The organism is Streptomyces gardneri, assembly GCF_006539185.1.
GTDB lineage: Bacteria > Actinomycetota > Actinomycetes > Streptomycetales > Streptomycetaceae > Streptomyces > Streptomyces gardneri.
In genome coordinates, this window is record NZ_BJMN01000047.1 from 45,169 (window position 1) to 66,018 (window position 20,850).

Below are 20,850 nucleotides of genomic sequence, written 5' to 3' on the forward strand. Positions count from 1 at the left end.
TCGATCGGCCCCGGCCGTTGCGTGTACGGTTCTGGTGTCCCTGCCGAGCGACGGCCCGGCAGGCCACCGAACCCGAACCGGCGGGACATCCGGCACCGCATGTACGTGGGGACTCTGTCCTTCGATCTGCTCCTCGGCGACGTTCACTCGCTGAAGGAGAAACGCTCCGTGGTCCGCCCCATCGTCGCCGAGCTCCAGCGCAAGTTCTCTGTGAGCGCGGCCGAGGTGGGCGACCAGGACCTCCACCGCAGGGCCCTGCTGGGCGTCGCGCTGGTGTCCGGGGACCCGGGGTTCGTATCGGACGTGCTCGACCGCTGTGAGCGGCTCGTCGCCGCGCGTCCCGAGGTGGAGCTGCTGTCGGTGCGCCGCAGGCTCCACACTGATGAAGACTGAATTGAGCAAGGCAAAGAAGGAGAAGGACCAGTGGCCGACAACGCGCGGGCGAAGAAGCTGGCAGACCTCATCCGGGAGGTGGTGGCCGAGAAGCTGCAGCGTGGCGTCAAGGACCCCCGCCTGGGCACGCACGTGACCATCACGGACACCCGCGTCACCGGTGACCTGCGGGAGGCCACGGTCTTCTACACGGTCTACGGCGACGACGAGGAGCGGGCGAGCGCCGCGGCCGGCCTGGAGAGCGCCAAGGGCGTCCTCCGTTCGGCCGTGGGCCGTGCGGCGGGGACCAAGTTCACCCCCACGCTGACGTTCATCGCCGACGCCCTCCCGGAGAACGCCAAGACGATCGAGGACCTCCTCGACAAGGCGCGGGCCTCGGACGCGCAGGTGCGGGAGGCGTCCTCGGGCGCCGCCTTCGCGGGCGACGCCGACCCCTACAAGAAGCCGGGCGAGGACGAAGCCGCCGAATGAGCAACGCAGCAAAGACGCCCGACGGCCTTGTCATCGTCGACAAGCCGTCGGGCTTCACTTCGCATGACGTCGTGGCCAAGATGCGCGGGATCGCCAAGACCCGCCGGGTCGGCCACGCGGGCACGCTCGACCCCATGGCCACGGGCGTTCTCGTCCTCGGCGTGGAGCGGGCGACCAAGCTCCTCGGTCACCTCGCGCTGACCGAGAAGGAGTACCTGGGCACCATCCGCCTGGGCCAGACCACGATCACCGACGACGCCGAGGGCGAGATCACGGCGTCGGTCGACGCTTCGAAGGTCACCCGGGAGCAGATCGACGCGGGCGTGGCAGAGCTGACCGGCGCCATCATGCAGGTGCCGTCGAAGGTCTCCGCGATCAAGATCGACGGCAAGCGGTCGTACGCGCGCGTGCGCGGCGGCGAGGAGTTCGAGATTCCGGCCCGCCCGGTCACCGTCTCCTCCTTCCAGGTGTACGACGTCCGCGAGGCAGAGGCGGAGGACGGCACGCCCGTCGTCGACCTCGTCGTCTCGGTCGTCGTCTCCTCCGGCACGTACGTCCGCGCGCTCGCCCGGGACCTCGGTGCCGGGCTCGGTGTGGGCGGTCATCTGACCGCGCTGCGCCGCACCCGCGTCGGCCCGTACAAGCTGGACGCGGCCAAGACGCTCGACCAGCTCCAGGAGGAGCTCACGGTCATGCCGGTCGCCGAGGCGGCCGAGGCGGCGTTCCCGCGCTGGGACGTCGACGAGAAGCGGGCCAAGCTGCTCCTGAACGGTGTCCGGCTGGAGATGCCGGAGTACCCGGCGGGTCCCGTCGCGGTCTTCGGGCCCGAGGGGACGCTGCTCGCGCTGGTCGAAGCCCAGCGGGGGAAGGCCAAGAGCCTCGCCGTCTTCGGCTGAGGCCGAGGTCCCGCGGGGCCTGAGGTCCCCCGGGACCGGATCGTCGCTTGTGGGGCGGACACGCACGCGTGTCCGCCCCACACGTGTCTTCCGCGAGATTTCACCCCATTGGGGAGGCGCTCGGAGTGAAACGGGGGAGCGCCGGGGGGCGCGTTTCCCCACTCGGTTCTCCCGGTGATCACCGTCGACCTACCGTCGACACCATGGGACGCGGGGACCTGGCGACGCTGGTGGAAATCTGTGATCCGGCGGGCCGGCCGCGCGGTACCGGATTCCTCGCCGATCATCACGGCACGGTCGTGACCAGCCACGAAGCGGTCGAAGGGCTCGCGCGTGTCGTCCTGCACGCCCCCGGCGACCTGACCTGGCTCGCCGAGGCCGAGGCCGTCACCCCCCTGCCGGAGAGCGGACTCGCGCTCGTACGGACCGAGGGGCTCGGCGTCCGCCCTGTCGCGCTCGCGACCCGCCCCGAGATCGAACCCGGCACCTACGTCCGGATCGCCGCCCACGGCTGGCGCGAGGCCCGGGTCCTCGGCCCCGCCGCCGTCACCTACGCCGCGGCCGACCGCTTCCATGTCCTCGCCGACGCCCTCGAACTCGCCATCGGCACCGAGGGCGCCGAGGCGCTCCGCCGAGGCGGCCGTGCCGCGGGCGGACCCGTCCTCGACACCGCCACCGGCACCGTCGTCGCCGTCCTCGGCACCGCTCTGCACGGCGAGCGCCCCGCCGCCGGATACGCGGTGCCGCTCCGGCCCGACGGCCCGCTCGCCGCCCTCCTGCGGCGCAACGCGGCCACCGTCCCCGCCTACGGACCGGACCTCAACCTCGCCGGAATCCTGGAGCTCACCGCCACCTCCACCGGCCCGGCGAGGGAGCCCGACCCCTGGCCCGAGCCCGTCGAACGCCCCGAGTGCGCCCGGGAGTTCGCCCGCTTCACGGCCGAGGAGGCGCTCGTCCTCGCGGTCGTCGGCGCCCCCGGCACCGGCCGCACCACCGCCCTCGCCGCGCTCTGCGCCCGCCGCGCCCAGGGCGCCGCACCCGCACCCACGGTCCGGCTGCGCGGCGCCGACCTGCGCGCCGAGGACCACTCGCTCGCCGACGCGGTCGGCCGCGCCCTGCGCCAGGCGGGCCGGATCGTCGCCGCCTCCGGGGCGCTCGGCGACACCGCGACCGCCACCCCGGAGCGGGCCGCCGCCCTCGCCAGGGACGCGGGCCGCCCGCTGCTCGTCGTCCTCGACGGCCCCGAGGAGATGCCACCGCTCCTCGCCCACCGCCTCGCCGACTGGACCGCGGCCACCGAGCAGTGGCTGCGCGCCCACGGGGCCCGCCTGGTCACCGCCTGCCGCCCCGAGCACTGGGACCTGGCCGGCGCGCTCTACGGCCCCGGGGCCCTGCACCGGCCGGCGAAGGGGAACGGCGACGACCTGCCCGCCGCCCTCGTGCTCGGCCCGTACACCGAGACGGAGGCCCGGGCCGTCAGACAGGGGTACGGGCTCGGGGAGACCGACCTCGCCGAGGCGGACGCCCGCCATCCGCTCGCCCTGCGGCTGCTCGCCGAGGTCCGGGCGGCGCTCCCGGGCGATGTCCCGGGGCGGCCGGGCCGGGAGGAGATCTTCACGGCCCATGTGGACCTGATGTGCCTGCGCGTCGCCGTCCGGGTCGCCGCGGGCTCCCGGCCCCTCCTCCGGGGGACCGCCGTGCGGCTGCTCGCCGCCCGGGTCGCCGGGCAGGTCCACGAGGCCGCCCGCCGCTGCCTCGGCCCGGGCCACGGCGTCCTCGACCGGGCCTCCTTCGAGGAGCTGTTCCCCTGGCGGGAGGGCTGGGCCTCGGCCGTCCTCACCGAAGGCCTCCTGGTCCCCGCGGGCTCCGGCTACCGCTTCGCCCACGAGGAACTCGCCGACTGGCTCCAGGCCGCCCACCTCGACCTGGACACGGCCCTCCACGCCCTGGTCCACAGCCGCGGCGAACAGACGCCCGCGCGGAGCCGGGGGGAGACCGCGGAGACGGGCGGGACTGCGGGCGCGGGACGTCTTCCGGGACCGGACGCGACCGCGGGGGCGGGTGTCGGGCCGGGGGCGGTCGCGGGGGGATCGAGTGCGGCTCAGGGGCGCGGTGCGGCCACGGGGTCCGGCGCGGCTCAGGGGCGCGGATTCGTGCCGGGACCCGGTGCCGCCGCAGGGCGCGGCCCTGATGCCGGGCGCGGTTCGGTCCCGGGCTCCGGTTTCGTGCCGGGGCCCGGTTCCAGCACGGGGCGTGGGCGCGGGTCGGCCCTGGAATCCGGTTCTTTCTTGGGGACTGGTCCGGGTGCTGGGCGCGGTTCCGTCCCCGACTCCGGTTTCGTGCCGGGATCCGGTTCCAGCGCGGGGCGCGGGCTTGGTCCCGGGCTCGGTGCGGCCCCGGGAACCGGTCCTGTTCCGGGGGCCGGTTCCGCCTCTGAGCGCGACTCCGACCCCTGGTACGGGTCCGGTGCCGCTCCTTGGACCGGTGTCGAGCCGGCGCCCGGTCTCGTCTCCCCGTCCGGTTCCGCTTCGGGGCCCTGGGCCGCCTCCCCGGTGGGTGTCCGGGACGGGGTGCGCGTACCCCTGGCGGGTCAGCCGCGGCCCGTACCTTCCCCTCCTTCGCCCGACGGAGCCCCCGTCCCGCCGGCGGACCCGGCCGGCCCGGCGCCGACCGGGCGGCATCGGGGCCGCCGGGAGCACGCCGCTCCGGCGTCGAGCCCCGGCTCGCCAGCCGAACCGTCCCCCGCCGACGTCCCCCGGCAGCGGACCCCCGCGCCGGCCGAGGTCGTGGCCGATCACCTCCCCGTGCCCCGGCACCGCATCGGGCCCGTCCTCCAGGCGCTGCTGCGTCTCCACCGCGAGCAGGGGCCCGGCGCGCTCGCCCCGCGCCTCGCCGCGCTCGTGGAGTCCCTCGACCGGTTCGCCGACGCGCGAGCGCGGCCGGCCGGGACCGGAAAGGGAACGCCGTCCGGCGCCCCCCACCCGTACGCCGACGCCGTCTGGTGGGCGGTCCGGCTCCTCGGGGAGACCGTGCGCCGGGTGGGTGACCCCCGGCCGTACCTGCCCGTCCTCCGGCTGCTCGCCGACCGCATCGGCGGCCGCCCCGCGCCCCATCCCGTCTTCGCCGCCTTCGGCGCGGTCTTCTGGCAGGGGCTCCCGCTCTGCGAGGACGAGCGGATCGACTTGCTGCGGCGGCTCGTGCCCGCCGACCCGCCACCGACCGGGACGCCGGGGGGCGACCGGTGCCTCGACACCGTCGCCGGGCTGCTCGCCGCCGACCCCCGGGGCGTCCAGCCGCTGCTGTGCCGCTGGTTCGGCGACGAGCGCCCGCTGCCCGCCGCCCCGCACGCGACGGTCGCCACGGCCGCCCAGGCCCTTCTGCACACCCATCGGGGACTAGCCGTCGACGACCTCTGCGAGGCGCTCGTCTCCACCGCCCACCCGCTCGCCGACGGGCTGCTCGCCGCCCTCGCCGAGGACGAGCCCTCCGCGCTCTGCCGGGCCGTCGACCGCTGGGCCCACGACGACGGCCGCCCCGAGCGCCGGGTCGCGGCCGCCGCGTACGGACATCTGGTCGCCGACCGCCTCACGGCCCCCGCCGACCGCGAACTCCTCCGCTACGCCGCCCTCGCCCTGCTCGCCCGCCCCGCCGACCAGGCCCTCCACGGCCCCGCCCTCGGCCTGCTCGTCCGCGACCCGCACACCAGGGCCCGCCATCTGCCCCGCGCCATCGCCGAGCCCCGGGTGCCCGCGTCCGCCCTCGCCGAGGCCCTCGCGACCCACCCGGGGCCGGTCCTCACCGCCTTCAGGTCGCGCCTGCACGGCACGGGAGAGGAGGCCGCCGCCGCGCTGCGCGCCCTCGCCGAGATCGACACGCCCGCGCTCACCCGGCGCGTCGCCGCCCTCGTCCGCGACTACGTCGCCCGCCTCCCCGAGGGCGCCGCGCACGTCGCCGGCTACGTGGACCGGCGGTTCGAGGACGGCCCGGCCGCCCGCGCCGTCCTCTTCCCCCTGGTCTCGGGGCTGATCAGGGGCCGCCCCGCCCTCGTCCGCCGCGCCCTCGCCCCGGTGCTCGCCGCCCCCGGCACGGGCGCCTCCCGTCACCTGCGGGCCGAGCTGCTCGACGTACTCCTGGAACACGAGCGGTACGAGGCCGAGGCCGGCGAGCTCTCCGTCCTGGACGCCCTCCTCACGGCCGCCGCCGAGGGCGCCGCGCTGCGCAGCGAGCCCCGCACGCGCGAGCTCGTCCAGCGGGTCGCCGCCCTGTACGCCCGCACCCCCGATGGCGCGGGACGGCTCGACCGGACCCTGGCAGGGCTCGTCGGCGAACGCCCCGGCTTCGCCGCGCTCCTCGTCGCCTGGACCGTCGGCGTACCGGGGGAGTGGGCTCCGCTGCTCGGTCCCGAGACCCTCCGGGTGCTGCGCGGCCCCGGCACTTCCATGCCGATGCGTACCGACGGGCGTGGGCATGGCAGTCTTAGACCTGCGTAATCGGCGAACAGGGCGAACAGGCGGACGAGGAGCGGTCACAGTGCAGCGCTGGCGTGGCTTGGAGGACATCCCCCAGGACTGGGGGCGCAGCGTCGTCACCATCGGCTCCTACGACGGGGTGCACCGCGGGCACCAGCTGATCATCGGACGCGCCGTCGAGCGCGCCCGGGAACTCGGCGTCCCCTCGGTCGTGGTCACCTTCGACCCGCACCCCTCCGAGGTCGTGCGGCCCGGCAGCCACCCGCCGCTGCTCGCCCCGCACCACCGGCGCGCCGAGCTGATCGCGGGCCTCGGTGTGGACGCGGTGCTCGTGCTGCCGTTCACCGCCGAGTTCTCCCAGCTCTCCCCGGCGGACTTCATCGTCAAGGTGCTCGTCGACAAGCTGCACGCCAGGGCGGTCATCGAGGGCCCCAACTTCCGCTTCGGGCACCGGGCCGCCGGGAACGTCGCGTTCCTCGCCGAGCTCGGCGAGACGTACGACTACGAGGTCGAGGTCATCGACCTGTACGTCAGCGGCTCCGCCGGCGGCGGCCAGCCCTTCTCCTCCACCCTCACCCGCCGGCTCGTCGCCGAGGGCGACATGGCCGGAGCGGGCGAGATCCTCGGCCGCCCGCACCGCGTCGAGGGCATCGTCGTCCGCGGCGCGCAGCGCGGCCGCGAGCTGGGCTTCCCGACGGCCAACGTCGAGACCCTGCCGCACACGGCGATCCCGGCGGACGGCGTCTACGCCGGCTGGCTGACCGCCGACGGCGAGCGCATGCCGGCGGCGATCTCCGTCGGCACGAACCCGCAGTTCGACGGCACCGAGCGGACGGTCGAGGCGTACGCCATCGACCGCGAGGGGCTCGATCTGTACGGGCTCCACGTGGCCGTGGACTTCCTGGCGTACGTGCGCGGCATGCTCAAGTTCGACACCCTCGACGACCTGCTCCAGGCGATGGCGGCGGACGTGAAGCGGAGCCGCGAGCTCACGGAGACGTACGACCGGGAGAACCCCGCCTCGTAGCGCCCCCGCCCGTCACGCCGTGAGGTGAGCCCACGGTCCCGGCCCGAGCCCCGGCCCGAGGCCACCGCCCCCGGCCTGAGCCCACCCGCCCCGGCCCGAGCCCGTCGCCCCCCGAGGCGGCCGGGCTCAGCCCGTCGGTTCCCGTGTCACCCAGTGGCACGCCACCGCACGCGCCCCGCCGCCGTCGAGGACGGGCAGGCTCTCGCCCCGGCAGAGGTCCGCGACCGCGGCCGCCGCACCCGAGGCGAGGACCTGGCAGCGGGCGTGGAAGCGGCAGCCGGACGGGATGCGGGAAGGGTCCGGCGGCTCGCCGGTCAGCACGACCGGAGCGCTCCCCGATTCGGGAAGCACCGACAACAGCGCCTGTGTGTACGGATGCTGTGGTGCCGTCAGGACCGACTCCACGGGGCCCGTCTCCACGACCCGGCCCAGATACATCACGGCCACCCGGTCCGCGATGTTCCACGCGAGGCCCAGGTCGTGCGTCACCACCAGCGCCGAGAGCCCCAGTTCGTCCCGCAGGCGCAGCAGCAGCGCCAGGATCTCGCCCCGGACGGACGCGTCGAGCGAGGCCACCGGCTCGTCGGCGACGATCAGTTCGGGTTCCAGGACGAGCGCGCCCGCGATGACCACGCGCTGCCGCTGACCACCGGACAGCTCGTGCGGATAGCGCAGGAAGAAGCGCTCCGGCGGCCGGAGCCCGGCCCGCGCGAGGGCTCCGGCGACCGCCTCCCGCTCGTCCCCCGCGTACCCGTGGATCCGCAGCCCCTCCGCCACCGCGTCGTACACCGTGTGCCGGGGGTTCAGCGAGCCGCTGGGGTCCTGCAGGACCAGCTGCGCCCGCTTCCGGTAGGCCTTGAGGGCCCCGGAGGAGTACGCGAGCGGCTTCCCGTCGAAGGAGATCGTGCCCGAGGTGGGCCGCACCAGGCCCAGGAGCGAGCGGGCCAGGGTCGTCTTGCCGCAGCCCGACTCGCCGACGAGCGCGACGATCTCGCCGGCGCCGATGTCGAGGTCCACGCCGTCCACCGCGCGCGCGGGCGGCGCGCCCCGCCGCCCGGGGAAGGTGACGTGCAGCCCGCGCGCCGAAAGCAGCGACCTCGTGGACGTCCTCGTACTCACGGCCGTGTCCGTGCTCATGGCGTGCTCCCCACATGGACGCACGCGGCCCGATGGCCCGCGCCCGCCTCGCGTAGTTCCTGGTCGAGCTCCGTACAGGCGTCCACGGCCACCGCGCAGCGCGGATGGAACGCGCAGCCGACCGGCAGGTCCGCCGGGTCCGGCGGGTCGCCGGGCAGGCCACGCGGTGCCCGCCGGGACGCGGGGTCACCGATCCGGGGGAACGCCGAGGACAGCGCCCGCCCGTACGGGTGCCGGGCGGCCTCGTACACGGCCCGCGCCGGGCCCTCCTCGACGACCCGCCCCGCGTACATCACGGCCAGCCGGTCACAGGTGTCGGCGAGGACGGCCAGGTCGTGGCTGATCATCAGGAGGCTGATGGACTCCTCGGCGACGAGCCGCTCGATGAGCCGCAGGATCTGCGCCTGGATCATCACGTCGAGCGCGGTCGTCGGTTCGTCGGCGACGATCAGCCGCGGGTCGCAGGCGAGCGCCATCGCGATCATCACGCGCTGCCGCTGACCGCCGGACAGCTCGTGCGGGTAGGCGGCCGCGCGGGAGGCGGGCAGTCCGACGTGTTCGAGCAGCTCGCCCACGCGGCGGCGGGCCGCCGCCGGGGTCGACCTGCCGTGCACGAGCAGCGGCTCGGCGATCTGGTCCCCGATCCGGTGCACCGCGTTGAGCGAGTGCATCGCGCCCTGGAAGACGATCGACGCGCCCGCCCAGCGCACCGCCCGCAGCCGCCCCCACGACATGGTGAGGACGTCCTCGCCGTCGAGCAGGACCTCGCCCTCGATCCGCGCCGAGGCGGGGAGGAGCCGGAGCAGCGCGAGCGCGAGCGTCGACTTGCCGCAGCCCGACTCGCCCGCCACCCCCAGCTTGCTCCCCGCCTCCAGGGTCAGGTCGACCCCGCGTACGGCGGGCACGGCCGCGGCCCCGGAGCCGTACGTCACCCGCAGGTCCTTGATTTCGAGCAGACTTCGAGCGCTCAACGCCCCACCCCCAGCTTCGGGTTGAGAACGGCCTCGACGGCCCGGCCGCAGAGGGTGAACGCGAGCGCGACCAGCGCGATCGCGATGCCGGGCGGGGCCAGGTACCACCAGTGGCCGGAGGAGACCGCGCCCGCCTCCCGGGCGTCCTGGAGCATCCCGCCCCAGGAGACCACCGTCGGGTCGCCGAGCCCGAGGAAGGCGAGGGTCGCCTCGGTGAGGATGGCCGTCGAGATGCCGAGCGTGGTCTGTGCGAGCACCAGCGGCATCACGTTCGGCAGGACGTGCCGGCTCATGACGTGCCCGTGACCGCCGCCGAGCGCGGTCGCCCGCTCGATGTACGGGCGGGACTCGACCGCGATCGTCTGCGCCCGCACGAGGCGGGCCGTCGTCGGCCAGGAGGTCACGCCGATCGCCAGGACCACCGTCCACATCGACCGGGACATGACGGTGGCGAGCACGATCGCGAGGACGAGCGTCGGCATCACGAGGAACCAGTCCGTGATCCGCATGACGACCGTCGAGAACCAGCCGCCGTAGTGCCCGGCGATGATCCCCACCACGGTGCCGATGGCGACCGAGAGGGCCGCCGCGAGCAGTCCCACGAGCAGCGAGATCCGGGCACCCCAGATCAGCAGCCCGAGCAGAGAGCGCCCGAACTGGTCGGTTCCGAGCGGGAATTCGGCGCTCGGTGACTCCAGTGCCGTGCCGGGCGCCTCCGTCACCGACTGGACGTCCGCGCCGACGGTCAGCGGGGCGGTGAGGGCGAGCAGCGCGATGAGGGCGAGCGCGGTGAGGCCGTAGAGCCCGGCGCGGTGGGTGCGGTACTGCTTCCAGAAGCGGGCCACCGAGGCCCGGCGGCGCTGCCACACCAGCGAGGTCGTGGTGGCAGGCGTCTTCGCGGTCGTCATCGGCCCACCCGGGGATCGAGCAGCGGATAGAGCAGGTCGGCGATCAGGTTCATCAGGATCATCGCCCCGGCGAAGACCACGAACAGGCCCTGGACGAGCGGCAGGTCGGGCACGCTGAGCGCCTGGTAGAAGAGCCCGCCGAGCCCCGGCCAGGAGAACACCGTCTCCACCAGGATCGAACCGGCCGCCACATGGCCCAGGTTGATGAAGATCATGGTGACGGTCGGGAGCAGCGCGTTCGGCACGGCGTGCCGGCGCCGCACGACGTCGTCACGCAGCCCCTTCGCCCGCGCCGTCGTCAGATAGTCGCCGCCCATCTCGTCGAGGAGCGAGGAGCGCATCACGAGCAGGGTCTGCGCGTAGCCGACGGCCACCAGTGTCACGACGGGCAGGACCAGGTGGTGGGCGACGTCGAGGACGTACGCGAAGCCGGTCTCTCCCGTGCCCGACTCCATGCCGCCGGTCGGGAAGAGCCCCGGGATCGGCCCCATGCCGACCGAGAACACGATGATGAGCAGCAGTCCGAGCCAGAACGACGGCACCGACCACAGGGTCAGCGCGATTCCGGTGTTCAGCTTGTCGCCGAGACCGCCGTGGCGCCAGGCCGAGCGGGTGCCGAGCCAGAGCCCGAGCGCCGAGTAGATCACCACGGCGACCCCGGTGAGCAGCAGCGTCGCGGGAAGCTTCTCCGCGATCAGCTCCCCGACGGGGGCGCGGAACTGGAACGAGGTGCCGAGGTCACCGCTCAGCGCCTTGGCGCAGTAGTCGGTGAACTGCTGCCAGAGCGGCAGGTCGAGCCCGAACTGGCGGCGGAGTGTGGCGAGTTGTTCGGCGGTGGTGGGGACGCCATGGGTCATCGCCTTCACCGGGTCACCGGGGATGATCCGGAAGAGGAAGAAGCTGGTGACCAGGACGGCGAGGAGCGAGACGAGTGCGCCGCCCAGCTTCCCCGCCGCGTGGCGGAGATAGCCGAGGGAGGAACCGGTGCGGGACGCGCCGTCCGTGGCGCGGGCCTGTTCGGCCCGCGCCACGTCGGCGGGGGTGCTTGCCGTCGTCACGGACTACTCGCGGTCGTCAGCGCTGGTGCGGCGACGCCGGGCGGCCCAGACGCCCACTCCGACCAGGATGATCGCCGCGGCGCCGACGCCGAGGATCAGCCCGGTGGGCGAACTGTCGTCCGAATCGCCGGACGAGGCGGCGGAGGCGGTGGGCACGGCCGACCACCAGCTCCAGTAGCCGTCCTGCCCCCACAGGTTGCCTGCGGCCTCCGGCATCGTCGTGATGGACTTGATCTGGTCCGTGCGGTACGCCTCAAGGGCGTTCGGGTAGGCCATGATGTTCATGTACCCCGTGTCGTACAGCCGGGACTGCATCCGCTTGACCAGATCCGCCCGCTTGGCGGCGTCGTACTCCACCGCCTGCTGCGCGTAGAGCGTGTCGAACTCCTTGTCGCAGATGAAGTTGTCGGTGGCGCCGCTGTCCTTCGGCGTCGCCGGGAGCGTGCCGCAGGTGTGGATCGACAGGACGTAGTCCGGGTCCGGGTTGACCGACCAGCCGTCGAAGGCCAGGTCGTAGTCGCCCTTGACCCACGGGTCGGAGACGCTGTCCAGGCACTCGACCTTCAGCCCGATGCCGAGCTTGCCCCACCACTCCTGGAGGTACTTGCCGATCGCCTTGTCGTTCGGGTCGGTGGCGTGACACAGGATGCGGAAGTCCAGCGCCTTGCCGTCCTTGCCGACCCGCTTGCCCTCGCCGTTCTTCCTGTACCCGGCGGCGTCGAGGACCTTTTCCGCCCCGGCCGGGTCGTAAGCCCGCTTCTGCGCGTTCTCCGGCTTCCAGAAGTACGAGCCGAAGCGCGGCGGGATGTACCCCTCGCCCTCGACGGCGTGGCCCTGGAAGACCTTGTCGACGATGGTCGTCCGGTCGACCGCGAGGAAGAGCGCCTTGCGCACCGCCGGGTCGAGCAGCGCCTTGTGGCCGTTGCCGAAGGTCTTGCCGTCCTGGGAGCGGGCGCCCGGGTTGGTGGCGATGGCGAAGAAGCGCCGCCCGGGAGCGTCGTTCACCTTGATGTTCTTCTGCGACTTCAGCGCCGCCGCCTGGGCGGGCGTCAGATTCGGTACGAAGGACACCTCGCCCTTCTGGAGCGCGGCGACGGCGGCGTCACCGTCCTTGTAGTACTTGAACACCAGCTCGTCGAACTGGGGTGCGCCCCGCCAGAACGTCTTGTTCGGCTTCAGCTTGATGTACTGGTCGACCTTGAAGTCGGTGATGACGAAAGGGCCGTTGCCGACGATCGGGAACTGCTGGTCGTTGTTGAACTTCGAGAAGTCGCCGACCTTCTCCCAGACGTGCTTCGGCACGATCGGCACGTCGAGCGCGGTCATCGTCGCCTGGGGCTTCTTGAGCTCGATGACGAGCGTCCGCGGGTCGGTGGCGGTGACCTTCTTGAAGTTGGCCGTGAAGCTGCCGTTCGCGGTGGCGGCGTTCGGGTCGGTCATCATCTTGTTGAAGGTCCAGGCCGCGTCCTCGGCGGTGGCCGGCTTCCCGTCGGACCACTTCGAGTCCTCGCGGATCGTGTACGTCCACGTCAGCTTGTCCGCCGAGGGCGACCACGCGGTCGCCAGACCCGGGATCGTCCGGGCGTCCTTCGCGTCGTAGTTCGTGAGGTACTCGTAGGCCAGACGGTGGATGCTGGTCGAGGTGAGCTTCTGGGCGAGGAACGGGCTCAGGGAGTCGATGCTCTGCGAGACGGCCACCGTGAGGGTGGCCCCGCCGCTCTTCGCGTCGGCGGTGGCCTGCGCGACGGGGGCGGCGGGAGCGGCCGGAGAGGCCTGCGCCGCCTGGGGGACGGCCGAGAGCGCGGTGGCGGCGACCCCCGTGGCGAGAAGCAGCCGGAGGAGTCTTCGGGGGGCGGCCGGACGGGAAGGGACCTTCGTGACCATGACCATAGGACGTGACCTCGTGTCGTGGATCTTGGGGGCGCCAACTGGTGAAGCGAAGGTCTATCAGCGGCGGCCGACCGCGTCAACGATGCGTCAAACCCCTTGTGGACTGCGGGAATGCCAAGAGGCTCCGTATCGGACGACCGATACGGAGCCTCATTGGTCTAAGCCTGTGACGCCTTACTGCTGAGGGGCTGGCGGAGCCTGCGCAGGCCCCTGGGGGTCGGCCTGCGGGGGCAGCGGCTGCCCGGCCTGGGGCTGCGCCGGATCCTGCGGCGGCTGCTGCTGCCAGGCCTGCGGCACACCCGGCTGCCCGGGCTGACCCGGCTGTCCGGGCTGCTGCGGATAGGGCTGCGGGGCCTGGGCCGGGTACGGCTGACCCGGTGCGGGCTGCCCCGGTGCGTACTGACCCGGCATCGGCTGTCCGGGCATCGGCTGACCCGGCTGGGGGTACGCCGGCTGGGGGTACGGCTGCCCGGGCTGCGGAGCCTGGGGCGCGTACGGCTGACCCGGCGCGGGCTGCCCGGGAGCGTACTGCCCCGGCATGGGCTGACCGGGCGTCGGCTGTCCGGGCACGGGCTGTCCGGGCGCGGGCTGACCGGGGGCGTACTGCCCCGGCGCCGGCTGTCCGGGCATCGGCTGACCGGGCATCGGCTGACCGGGCGGGAACTGACCGGGCGGGAACTGACCAGGCGGGAACTGGCCGGGCGGGAACTGTCCGGGCAGCTGCTGACCTGCCGCGTACTGCTCGGGCGCGTACTGTCCGGGCGGCGCGTACTGCTCGGGCATCGGCTGGCCCGGCATCGGCGGCGCCATGTGCGGCGGCAGACCGCCCTGGCCGTCGCCGGTCCACAGCCCCTGCGCCTGCTGCGCGCGGACGAAGTCCTCGGCCACCATCGCCGACAGGTGGAAGTACGCCTCGCGCGTCTTCGGCCGCATCATGTCGAGGTCCACCTCGGCACCGGCCGACAGGTGCTCGTCGAAGGGCACGACCACGACACCGCGGCAGCGGGTCTGGAAGTGCTGCACGATGTCCTCGACCTTGATCATCTTTCCGGTCTCGCGGACACCGGAGATGACCGTGATCGAGCGCTGCACCAGGTCCGCGTACCCGTGCGCGGAGAGCCAGTCCAGCGTCGTCGACGCGCTGGAGGCGCCGTCCACGGAGGGCGTGGAGATGATGATCAGCTGATCGGCGAGGTCGAGCACGCCCCGCATGGCGCTGTACAGCAGACCCGTACCCGAGTCCGTGAGGATGATCGGGTACTGCTTGCCGAGGACGTCGATGGCGCGCCGGTAGTCCTCGTCGTTGAACGTCGTCGAGACGGCCGGGTCCACGTCGTTGGCGAGGATCTCCAGGCCGGAGGGCGCCTGCGAGGTGAACCGGCGGATGTCCATGTACGAGTTCAGGTACGGGATCGCCTGCACCAGGTCGCGGATGGTCGCCCCGGTCTCGCGCCGCACGCGGCGGCCGAGGGTGCCGGCGTCCGGGTTGGCGTCGATCGCCAGGATCTTGTCCTGCCGCTCGGTCGCCAGGGTCGCGCCGAGCGCGGTCGTCGTCGTGGTCTTGCCGACACCGCCCTTGAGCGAGATGACCGCGATCCGGTAGCAGGAGAGGACGGGCGTACGGATCAGCTCCAGCTTCCGCTGCCGCTCCGCCTCCTCCTTCTTGCCGCCGAGCTTGAAGCGGGCCGCGCCGCCGGGGTTGCGGCTCGACTTCGCCTTCTGCTTGTTGTTCCGCAGGAGACGGTCGGAGGACAGCTCCACGGCCGCGTTGTAGCCGAGCGGGGCGCCGGGCACGGACCGCTCGCGCTGATCGTGCGTCACGGGCGAGGGCCAGGCGGCCCCGGTCCGCGGGTCGACGGGCGGCTGCGCCTCCTGCGGCGGTACGGCGCCGGGGTGCGGGTAGCCGTATCCGTCGGATGCCTGCGGGTAGCCGTACCCGGCGGCGGGCTGCGCCTGCGCCTGCGGCGGCACACCGGCGGGGCCGCCGGGCTGCTGCTGCCCCTGCGGGTAGCCGTAACCGCCCTGCGGCGGCTGCGGGGGAGTGCCGGGGTGCGGGAAGCCGTAGCCGCCCTGCGGTGCCTGAGGGGCCTGCGGTGGTACGGCGCCGGGCTGCGGATATCCGTACGCTCCCGGGGCCTGCGGCGGTACGGGTGCGGGGGCGGCGGGTCCGGGGGTGCCGGGCGCCGCCGGGGCGGGCCAGGCCGCGGTGGGCGGCAGCGGCGCGGCCTGGGGCGCCGGCTGGGCGCCCGGAACCGGCTGCGCGGGCCACTGCTGAGCGGGCGCGGGCGCGGCCGGCTGGAACGACGGCGGCAACGGCGGGAGTCCGGCTCCACCCTGCGGGGCGGCGGGCGGATAGGCGCCGGGTGCCGGGTCGGCCTGGGGTGCGACACCCGCGTACGGTCCGGGAGCCGCGGGGGCGAAGTCCGGCTGCGCGCCGGCACCGGGGAAGGGTGCCGGAGCGGGGTCGGCCGGAGATCCGGTGCCAGGGAGGGCTCCCGGAGCGGTGGCGTCACCGGCCTCGGAGTCATCGGCCGAGGCGACGACGACGTCGTCGTGCTCCGCACCGCTGTCCGATGCGGCAACGGCCTCGACATCAGCGTCAGCACCAGCATCAGCGACCGCGTCGACGTCGATGGCGGCCTCGGAGTCCGCCGCGGGAGCCGACGGGGCGTCCGCCGTCTCACCGCCACTGTCACTGGCACCGTCGGCGCCAGCGCCGGCGTCGGCGTCGGACGCGGCGGTCACCACGTCGTCCGCGCTCGTCGCGTCCACCTCCGCTTCCGCGTCGGCAGCCGTCGTAGCGGCGGAGGCATTGCCCTCGACGGTCTCCGGCGCCTCGGCACCGACCGCTGCGGGGGCTTCCCCGCCGGCGGCCTCGTTCCGCGCGGCCTTCGCCGCGGCCGAGCGCTCGGCCATCTCGCGCTTGAGCGCGCCGGGAGAGAAGCGCATGGTCGCGCCGCTCTCCACATCGCCTCCGCCGAACGGCACGCCGGCGGCGGGGGTCGCCGCCGCGGCAGGCATCTCGGGCGCGGCCGAAGGCGCGGGAATCGGCAGAGGCGCAGGGACGGGTGCAGGCGCGGGCGCGGGTGCAGGTACGGGCAGCGGCGCAGGCGGCGTCACGGCGGCGGGCATCTCCGGCGCGCCCGTACCGGGCACGAAGGGTGCCACCGGAGCCACGGGCACCCCAGGAGTCACGGGAGCAACGGGAGTACCGGGCACCCCAGGAACCACCGGAGCAACAGGGGCCACCGGCGGCACCGGCATCGGCGCCGGCGGCTGCTGCGCGCCCCAGCCGGGCTCGAAGCCGCTTCCCGCCGGGAGCCCGGGCACCGCGACCGGCGCCCCGCTCGGCGGCGGGGGAGTGGCACCGCCCGCCGCACCGCCCGACGCGTTCTGCGTGTACCAGGCGGGCGGGGTGTAGTCGATGGTGAACTCACCCGTCATCTCGGCGGGATCCGCGTCGGACTGATCGTCGGCGGGCGGATTCCAACCCCCGTGGATCTCGTCGCGATCGCCGTTCACTTTGCCTCCTGGTGTGGTCGAGCACCCTTGTGCCGTTGTGGGCGGGGCTCTTCCAGCCTAATCGGCGCGGCATCCCGCGGGCAGGCCCGGCAGCCGCTCCGCGACCGCCGTGCCGACCGGGTCAAGCCCCCAAGTGACCCGGTCGCGCCGCAGAGTGAGAACCCAGACCGTTCAAAACGATGCAAAAACGGACTTACTTGAACGACTTCGTGCCGCTCAGTCCATTCTGCGCGCGCCGCCCAACAATCCGGTCTCGGCGTCCGTCGCCTGCGTCATCACGAACTGCCGGTCGCCGGGGGTGCACCACAGGGTCACCCCGTCCGCGAGCGTCGACAGCGCCTCGTACTCGTGGCGCGGGAGGCTCATGATGCGGCCGATCTGCGCGGCCTCGTCCGGGGAGACCCGCTGGACGCCGACCAGCGAGGACTTCTCCAGGAGACGGGGCGCGACCGGGCTCAGATACGGCAGCAGCGTCACGACCGACTGCCAGGGCGCCGACACGACACGGCCGCGCGGCGGCCGCATGCCGCAGTCGCGCACCACGACCACCGGACTGCCCGCCGAGGCGCCCTGCGGCGGCACCCGGCCCACGTCGTGCAGCGAGACGCACGGCTGCCCGCCGCCCGCCGCCTGCGCGAGCGGGGTCCACGCCTGCGCGCGGCCGGTCTCGACGGCCACCCGCGCGCCCGTGGCGGCCGCGCGCAGCGCGAGCACCTGGGCGGTCCACAGACCGCCGATGAGCGTGACGTCGTACGGGACGGGCCGGTTGATGCCGAGCACGGCCGGCCGGCTCTCGGCGTCCACGCCGATCACCACGCCGTCGTCCCCGACGGGCAGGGCCAGCGCGTCGAGCAGGTCGACGGGCACGGAGTGCCGGTCGCGGCGCGGCCCGACGAGCCCGAAACCGAACCGGGGCCGCGCGTCCCGTGCCGTGCGCCCGGCGGAGCGCGCGGAGCGGGAGTCACGGCGAGAGGGCGACGCACCGGAAGGAGCGCCGGAACCCGACGGCGTACCGAAGGAGTGGGACATCAGCGCGCACCCCCCAGCGGCAGCGTCGCGAGCATGCCCGGCACCTGTTCCCGGTCGAGCCGCACCAGGCCCGTCCGCACGCCGCGCGCCGCGCGCTCCAGCTCGTGCCGCGCGGCGACCAGTTCCTCGTCGCTGCGCCCGGTGATCCGTACGTGTCCGGTCACCGTCACCTCCTGCCGGTCCCCGCCGCTCAGCGTCAGGCTGAACGTCGTCGCGAGCGCGGGCAGCGAGGTCAGCAGGGCCACGAGCTGCGGCATCGAGGCGCCCGCGCTGCCGCCGGGACCGCCCAACTGGGGCCAGCGCCCCACCCAGTACGTCGTGTGGCGCCGGTCGTCGACCCGCCAGGTCCGCGCGGTCTCCTGCGTCCGCCGGGCCAGCGGCTGCCCACGGCCCGCCTGCGCTATCGCCATCGGGCTCGCGCAGGTCGAGGTCGCGATCGCCGAGGTCAGCTCCTGCTCGGTCAGCACGCTCGCCCGGAAACCGGCGCCCGCGAGACGGCTCGCCAGCTGGTCGGCGGCCCGCACCACGCACTTCTGCGCGCCCGTCACGCCGCCGCCGCGCGCGGCGACCGCCTCCGGGCACAGTTCGGGGTCCAGCTTGAGTGCGATCCAGGTGATCCGGACGGCGGGCGAACCCGTCTGCGCCTGGAGCGGCCCGTAGTTGCGCGCGGCCATCGACTGCGCCGGCAGATGCGGCGCGGGAGCGGGCTGCGTGTGCTGCACGATCTGCGCCGACTCCAGCCGGATGCCGTCCACGCTCAGGACGTCCCGCACGAGCCCGACGGGCAGCGGCCGCGCGCCACGGTCGGGCCGCAGCGCCGTGCCGTCCGACTCGACCCGCAGCACGGCGGTCAGGAAGGTGCCGTCACCGATCATCCCGACCGGCCGGCGGTCACGATCGCTGTACGCGTACGTCCGCAGCGCCGGGTCGCACTCGACGACCGGGGCGAGCCCCGGCTCCGTGCCCTCCGGCACGGTGAAGGAGGCCGCCCGGCGCGAACGGGCGCGCAGCGCGAGGAAGGTGCCGAGCCACTCGGGCAGGGACCGCCGGTGCCGGCGTACGAGCGCCAGCAGTACGAGCACGACGGCGACGACGCCCGCGGGCACCAGCATCAGCTGGTCCACGACCCAGGCGACGGCGAGCAACGCCGCCGCAACCTCTATCAGTACGAGCTGTTGCAATCGGAACGAACCGAAGTGTCCAGGACGTGCCTGAAGCCTCGGTGAGACCGAGGAAACTGATCCCGTGGAAGGGGGTGTGGAAGCGGTGGCCGCGCCGGGCCGCCTCCGCGTGGCGGAAGCCATGATGGAGAATCCCCCTCAATTCGTCCCGATCGCCCTGGCCCGCCAGGGCTTTGGCGGCCGGATCACCCTACCCGCCCCACGAACACCACGGGACAGCAGGCATAGTAGGGGGCCGGTCCGACAGCCGGGGCCCGGGTGTCACCTTCCCCCGGACCCCGCGCGAAGACTGCGCCTGACGAGAATGGGGACTCATGGCATCGCGCCGGGACGAGCTGAACGCGTACACCTTTGCGAAGAAGCGCACGGTGGCGGCATTCCTCCAACCCTCGCCCTCCGGTACGGAGGAGGGGGCGCCGAGGCCGCTGCGCGCGATCGTCCCCGGCCTCATCGTCGGCGCGCTGGTGATGGCGGGCTTCGGCGCCTGGGGCATGTTCAGCCCGCAGGCCCCCAAGGGATGGGACGTCCCCGGAACCCGGGTGATCGTCGGCAAGCAGTCGACGACCCGGTACGTCGTCCTGGAGACCGGCAAGGGCAAGGACAAGAAGACGCTGCTCCATCCCGTCCTCAACCTCGCCTCCGCCCGTCTCCTGCTCAACCCCGACCAGTTCCAGGTCGTGCAGGTCGCCGACAAGAAGCTCGACGAGGACAAGCAGCGCGGCCCGATCCTCGGCATCCCCTACGCCCCCGACAGGCTGCCCGCCGCCGACGACGCGGGCGCGGAGAAGCGCTGGGCCGTCTGCGAGCAGCCAGGCGGTGGCAAGGGCGCCAGCGTCCAGAAGGCGACCTTCCTCTTCGCCCAGCGCGACCTCCCGCGCACCGAGGGCGCGAACAAGCTCGACGACGGGGAGATCCTGTACGTCAAGGGTCAGAAGGACTCCGCCCAGTTCATCGTCGACCACACCGGCACCAAGTACCCGGTGAAGGCCGACCGGCCCGGACTGCTCTCCGCCCTCGTCGGCCTCAGCAAGGGCCTCGTCAAGGAGCCGCAGCCCGTCACCGACGACTGGCTCGCCACCCTGAAGACCGGCGACCCGGTCGACTTCCCGAGCCTCAAGGGCCTCGGCGGCCAGGTCGGCGCCCCCGCCGCCGTCCCCGGCAGCACGCTGAAGGAGACCGAGAACCGCATCGGCATGGTGCTTCAGGCCCACACCGGCTCCGGGCCCCAGGACTACGTCGTGCTGCCCGGCCGGGTCCAGCCCGTCTCCGCGTTCACCGCCTGGCTCCTCATCAACTCCCCTGAGACCGGCGTCCTCGACATGGACGGCGAGCGCACCACCGTCGACGCCTCCTCCTTCGTCCCGGACCCCAAGGTCTTCAACGGGAACGTGCGCTGGCCGCAGAAGCAGTCCAAGCAGGTCAACTCCGCGACCGGCGACGGTGCCCGCGACACCCTCTGCAGCGTCCTCACCGACGTCGACGAGAAGGGCGAGACCACCCTCACCACCTGGGCCGGCCCCAAGTACCCCGCAGAGATCACCGCCGGCGGCACCAGCACGTACGTCACCCCGGGCAGCGGCCTGCTCTACACCCAGGTCCAGGGCCAGGGACATAAGGAGACGCCGGACGGCGGCTCCCTCTTCCTCGTCACCGACACCGGACTGCGGTACGCCGTCCAGGCCAACGGCGACAGCGACTCCGCCCGCTCCGAGATCGGCACCGGGGACCAGGAGAAGCAGACCGACGGACGCCCGGAACCCTCCGAGGCGCAGAAGCGTCTGGGCTACGAGAAGGTCATGCCGGTCCTCGTCCCGATCGAATGGTCGGAGTTCCTGTCGAAGGGCCCGCGACTCGACACCAACAGCGCGCGTCAGCCGCAGGGTTCCTAGGGGGGTGGC

14 protein-coding genes are annotated in these 20,850 nt (G+C 73.8%); 6 read left to right on the forward strand and 8 right to left on the reverse strand.

The features are described from left to right. Positions 1 to 99 precede the first annotated feature (99 nt). The 5 genes from SGA01_RS31640 to SGA01_RS31665 all read left to right on the forward strand — a co-directional run bounded on the left by SGA01_RS31640 (position 100) and on the right by SGA01_RS31665 (position 7,256). Positions 100 to 393, forward strand: coding sequence for a DUF503 domain-containing protein (locus SGA01_RS31640; protein ID WP_125746257.1), 294 nt, complete (start codon positions 100 to 102; stop codon positions 391 to 393). Positions 394 to 423: 30 nt separating this feature from the next. Next, positions 424 to 864 carry a 30S ribosome-binding factor RbfA gene (rbfA, locus tag SGA01_RS31645; RefSeq protein WP_141300822.1) on the forward strand — a complete coding sequence of 147 codons (441 nt, stop codon included), beginning with the start codon at positions 424 to 426 and terminating at the stop codon, positions 862 to 864. Continuing rightward, on the forward strand, positions 861 to 1,760 hold the full coding sequence (gene truB / locus SGA01_RS31650) for a tRNA pseudouridine(55) synthase TruB (protein WP_141300824.1): 900 nt from the start codon (positions 861 to 863) through the stop codon (positions 1,758 to 1,760). Before rbfA ends, truB begins: the two co-directional genes overlap by 4 nt. Positions 1,761 to 1,963: 203 nt before the next feature. Next, entirely contained in the window at positions 1,964 to 6,250 is a 4,287-nt protein-coding gene (locus SGA01_RS42355; RefSeq protein WP_229918410.1) for a serine protease, read from the forward strand. A 40-nt stretch (positions 6,251 to 6,290) separates the two neighbouring features. Beyond that, positions 6,291 to 7,256, forward strand: a complete 966-nt coding sequence (locus SGA01_RS31665; RefSeq protein WP_141300826.1) for a bifunctional riboflavin kinase/FAD synthetase — start codon at positions 6,291 to 6,293, stop codon at positions 7,254 to 7,256. 126 nt (positions 7,257 to 7,382) lie between these two features. Here the strand turns inward: SGA01_RS31665 and SGA01_RS31670 are convergent, their stop codons facing one another. The 8 genes from SGA01_RS31670 to eccE form a co-directional block, all read right to left on the reverse strand. Continuing rightward, positions 7,383 to 8,393: an ABC transporter ATP-binding protein gene (locus SGA01_RS31670; protein WP_141300828.1), complete on the reverse strand. Its 1,011-nt coding sequence runs from the start codon at positions 8,391 to 8,393 to the stop codon at positions 7,383 to 7,385. Beyond that, positions 8,390 to 9,364 carry an ABC transporter ATP-binding protein gene (locus SGA01_RS31675; RefSeq protein WP_141300830.1) on the reverse strand — a complete coding sequence of 325 codons (975 nt, stop codon included), beginning with the start codon at positions 9,362 to 9,364 and terminating at the stop codon, positions 8,390 to 8,392. Before SGA01_RS31675 ends, SGA01_RS31670 begins: the two co-directional genes overlap by 4 nt. Beyond that, positions 9,361 to 10,272 carry an ABC transporter permease gene (locus tag SGA01_RS31680; protein ID WP_141300832.1) on the reverse strand — a complete coding sequence of 304 codons (912 nt, stop codon included), beginning with the start codon at positions 10,270 to 10,272 and terminating at the stop codon, positions 9,361 to 9,363. The genes SGA01_RS31675 and SGA01_RS31680 overlap by 4 nt, the downstream gene beginning before the upstream one ends. Next, positions 10,269 to 11,330 carry an ABC transporter permease gene (locus SGA01_RS31685; protein ID WP_141300834.1) on the reverse strand — a complete coding sequence of 354 codons (1,062 nt, stop codon included), beginning with the start codon at positions 11,328 to 11,330 and terminating at the stop codon, positions 10,269 to 10,271. Before SGA01_RS31685 ends, SGA01_RS31680 begins: the two co-directional genes overlap by 4 nt. A gap of 3 nt (positions 11,331 to 11,333) precedes the next feature. After that, positions 11,334 to 13,214 (reverse strand): ABC transporter substrate-binding protein, encoded by a 1,881-nt coding sequence (locus SGA01_RS31690; protein ID WP_141300835.1) that lies wholly within the window; start codon positions 13,212 to 13,214, stop codon positions 11,334 to 11,336. 180 nt (positions 13,215 to 13,394) lie between these two features. Continuing rightward, positions 13,395 to 16,742, reverse strand: a complete 3,348-nt coding sequence (locus SGA01_RS31695) for an SCO5717 family growth-regulating ATPase (RefSeq protein WP_141300837.1) — start codon at positions 16,740 to 16,742, stop codon at positions 13,395 to 13,397. 216 nt (positions 16,743 to 16,958) lie between these two features. Beyond that, positions 16,959 to 17,771 (reverse strand): hypothetical protein, encoded by an 813-nt coding sequence (locus tag SGA01_RS31700; RefSeq protein ID WP_141300839.1) that lies wholly within the window; start codon positions 17,769 to 17,771, stop codon positions 16,959 to 16,961. Beyond that, positions 17,771 to 19,075, reverse strand: a complete 1,305-nt coding sequence (gene eccE, locus SGA01_RS31705) for a type VII secretion protein EccE (RefSeq protein WP_141300841.1) — start codon at positions 19,073 to 19,075, stop codon at positions 17,771 to 17,773. Before eccE ends, SGA01_RS31700 begins: the two co-directional genes overlap by 1 nt. 191 nt (positions 19,076 to 19,266) lie before the next feature. On the opposite strand from eccE, the gene eccB reads away from it, so the two are divergent. Further along, positions 19,267 to 20,841, forward strand: coding sequence for a type VII secretion protein EccB (gene eccB / locus SGA01_RS31710; RefSeq protein WP_141300843.1), 1,575 nt, complete (start codon positions 19,267 to 19,269; stop codon positions 20,839 to 20,841). Positions 20,842 to 20,850 lie beyond the last annotated feature (9 nt).

Bases quoted from the DNA above. Each gene is read 5' to 3' on its own strand.
- SGA01_RS31640 (WP_125746257.1), top strand. From the start codon at position 100: ATGTACGTGGGGACTCTGTCCTTCGATCTGCTCCTCGGCGACGTTCAC.
- truB (WP_141300824.1), top strand. From the start codon at position 861: ATGAGCAACGCAGCAAAGACGCCCGACGGCCTTGTCATCGTCGACAAG.
- SGA01_RS42355 (WP_229918410.1), top strand. From the start codon at position 1,964: ATGGGACGCGGGGACCTGGCGACGCTGGTGGAAATCTGTGATCCGGCG.
- SGA01_RS31670 (WP_141300828.1), bottom strand. From the start codon at position 8,393: ATGAGCACGGACACGGCCGTGAGTACGAGGACGTCCACGAGGTCGCTG.
- SGA01_RS31680 (WP_141300832.1), bottom strand. From the start codon at position 10,272: ATGACGACCGCGAAGACGCCTGCCACCACGACCTCGCTGGTGTGGCAG.
- SGA01_RS31690 (WP_141300835.1), bottom strand. From the start codon at position 13,214: ATGGTCACGAAGGTCCCTTCCCGTCCGGCCGCCCCCCGAAGACTCCTC.
- SGA01_RS31700 (WP_141300839.1), bottom strand. From the start codon at position 17,771: ATGTCCCACTCCTTCGGTACGCCGTCGGGTTCCGGCGCTCCTTCCGGT.
- eccE (WP_141300841.1), bottom strand. From the start codon at position 19,075: ATGGCTTCCGCCACGCGGAGGCGGCCCGGCGCGGCCACCGCTTCCACA.
- eccB (WP_141300843.1), top strand. From the start codon at position 19,267: ATGGCATCGCGCCGGGACGAGCTGAACGCGTACACCTTTGCGAAGAAG.